The organism is Streptomyces flavofungini, assembly GCF_041028215.1.
Lineage (GTDB): Bacteria > Actinomycetota > Actinomycetes > Streptomycetales > Streptomycetaceae > Streptomyces > Streptomyces flavofungini_B.
On the sequence record NZ_JASKYR010000961.1, the window covers coordinates 1 to 2,512 of the forward strand.

1 protein-coding gene and 1 pseudogene are annotated in these 2,512 nt (G+C 74.4%); both read right to left on the minus strand.

From position 1 onward, the window contains the following. Positions 1–1,127 (minus strand): annotated as a pseudogene (locus AB8Z36_RS37115) (hypothetical protein); the annotation flags it as partial. Continuing rightward, positions 1,124–2,512, minus strand: a 1,389-nt coding sequence (locus tag AB8Z36_RS37120; protein WP_369217789.1) for a CDP-glycerol glycerophosphotransferase family protein, incomplete at its 5' end; no start/stop codon positions are given. The pseudogene AB8Z36_RS37115 and the gene AB8Z36_RS37120, both read right to left, overlap by 4 nt.

The window sequence follows — 2,512 nt, forward strand, 5'->3', positions numbered from 1 at the left end:
CCGCGCCGCCATCCCCAGGGGCGCGGCGCGGCGAGCTCGATGGCGAGGGCGAACTGGAGCGGCACGAGGGTGAGGCCGAGGATGCGCCCGTAGGTGTAGTGACCGCTGAACCAGCCGTAGGCGACGACCAGGCAGTCCAGGACGAACATGAGCACCAGGGGGTCCCCGCGGTCCCTGCGGAAGCGCAGCCACAGGGCGGGCAGGCCGAGCAGCGCGAGCCAGAAGCGCTGCGGCATGCCGGTGTAGAGCTGGCGGTGGATCCAGTCCACGGACGCGTCGCCGACCAGCGAGAACACGCTGTAGTACGGCCAGACCGCGGCCACCGCCACCGCCGTCAGCGCGGTCGCCGCCCAGAGCGCGGCGATCCTGCCAGGACCGGCGCCGGGCCCGGAAGGGCCGGTGGTGAGCCGGGACGGTCCGGTGGTGAGCCGGGAGAGGCCCGACGCCGCGAACGCGACCACGCCGATCACCGCCGCCACCGAGGAGATCGGATGAATGAGCAGGATCAGACCGCACAGGGCGCCGAGGCCCACGTAGGGCCAGGGGGCCCGGCGCCGGTCCCCGGCGAGCGCGCCCGCCCACGCCCACGCCCAGAAGGCGAGGCCGATCGCGAACGTCGAGGGGTAGCCGAGGTTGCCGGTCATCGACATCAGGCCGAGGTAACCGCTCCACCACGCCATCCGCGTGCCCCAGAGCAGCACCATCGCGAGGAGCGCGAGGACCGGCGCCCAGGGGCGCGGGGTGAGGACGCGCACGAAGCGGCCGATGCCGGTCAGCAGGACGAGCAGGTTGACGGGCCCGCCCACCTTGACCACCTGCCACCCCGCGAGCCCCGTCACCTTGGCGAACAGGCCTTGAACCACCGCGTACGGCGAGTAGTACGGGCTGCCCTCGCCCGGCAGGTCCGCCATCGGGTGCGCGGGGCGCAGGAGGTGGTCCTTGAGACGCTCGACGACCGCCGCGTGCTGCCCGAAGTCGCAGCACATCGGGACCCGCCAGAAGGCCAGCGACATCACCAGCCAGAACAGGGCGGCGAAGACCGCGTACGGGGAGGGGCGCCACCGCCGGACGCCGAGCAGCGCCGTGGCCCCGTTGGCGGCCCTGCGGGCGACGAGCGTGCCGGTCACCGCATGAGCCTCTCCGCGACGCGGGCCGCCGCCCCGCCGTCGTCCAGGTCGCAGTAGGCCTCGCGGAACGCCGCGTACGCCTCCGCGTGCCGGGCCGCGATCGACTCCAGGTCGCGCAGCGCCTCGACGACCTCCCCGGTGGAGGTGAGCAGCGGCCCCGGCGCGGTCGTCTCGAAGTCGAGGTAGAAGCCGCGCACGGTGTCGCGGTAGTGCTCCAGGTCGTAGGCGTGGAAGAGCATCGGGCGGCCGGTGTGCGCGAAGTCGAACATCAGCGAGGAGTAGTCCGTGACCAGGACGTCCGCGATCAGCAGGAGTTCGGCGGCCCTCGGGTGCGCCGACACGTCGTGCACGAAGGGCGGCCGGGCGCCCTGGAGCCTGCCGGCGGTCAGCGGATGCTTGCGCACGAGCAGGACGTGGTCGTCGCCGAGCACGGACTCGGCCGCGCCGAAGTCGAGCGCGGGCTCGTAGCGGAAGCGGCCGGGACGGTAGGCGAGGTGGTCGCGGTAGGTCGGCGCGTACAGCACGACCCGCTTGTCGGGCAGGATGCCCAGCTCGCGGCGGACCCGGTCGGCGACCTTGCCGCGGTCGTCGCCGAACAGCACATCGTTGCGGGGCGAGCCCGCTTCGAGCACCTCGCCGTCGTAGGCGAGGGCGCGGCCGAGGTGCGGGGTGGAGAAGCGGTTCGGCGAGACCAGGACGTCCCACTGCCGGGACAGCCGCGGCAGGGCGTCGAGATGGCCGTGGTCGGCGTAGAGCGTGTCGGTGAGGTCGGTGCCGATGCGCTTGAGCGGGGCGCCGTTCCAGGTCTGGACGACGGTCTGGCCCTCGCGGCGCTCGAAGAAGTCCGGCAGGTGCCCCGAGGTGACGACGCGGCGGCAGCGGGCCAGCGCCTCGTACCAGGCGGCGCTGTGCTCCTCCACGCCCGTGGCGCCCGCGGGGACACTGGTCTGCTGGTCGTGCGTGACCCAGAGGTGCTCGACCTCGGCGCCGCGCCGCACCAGCTCCTCGTGGACGGCGCGCGGCGAGTCGCCGTCGAGGTAGAGGACGGCGTCGGTCAGGGGCCGCGCGCGGCAGGCCGGATAGTGGACGGTGCGGAGCCGGTGCTGCCGGTAGGCCCCGCGTTCGGAGCGCGCGAGGACCGGCCCCGCCTCGACGAGCAGCCGGTCGCCGAACCGCCGGTCGGCGGTGAACTCCCGCCCCGCGACCTCCCGGCGCAGGGGCAGTCCCGCCGAGACGGCGGCGAGCAGCCGTACGGGCATGCCGTCGTGGGCGCGGGCCGTACCGTCGCCGACGGCCCCGGTCTCCCGCAGGAACGCGTACCACCGTCCCTCCCGCAGCGCCCCGCCGCCCGGCGCGACCACCGCGCGGAAGCGGTCGCCGGTGTG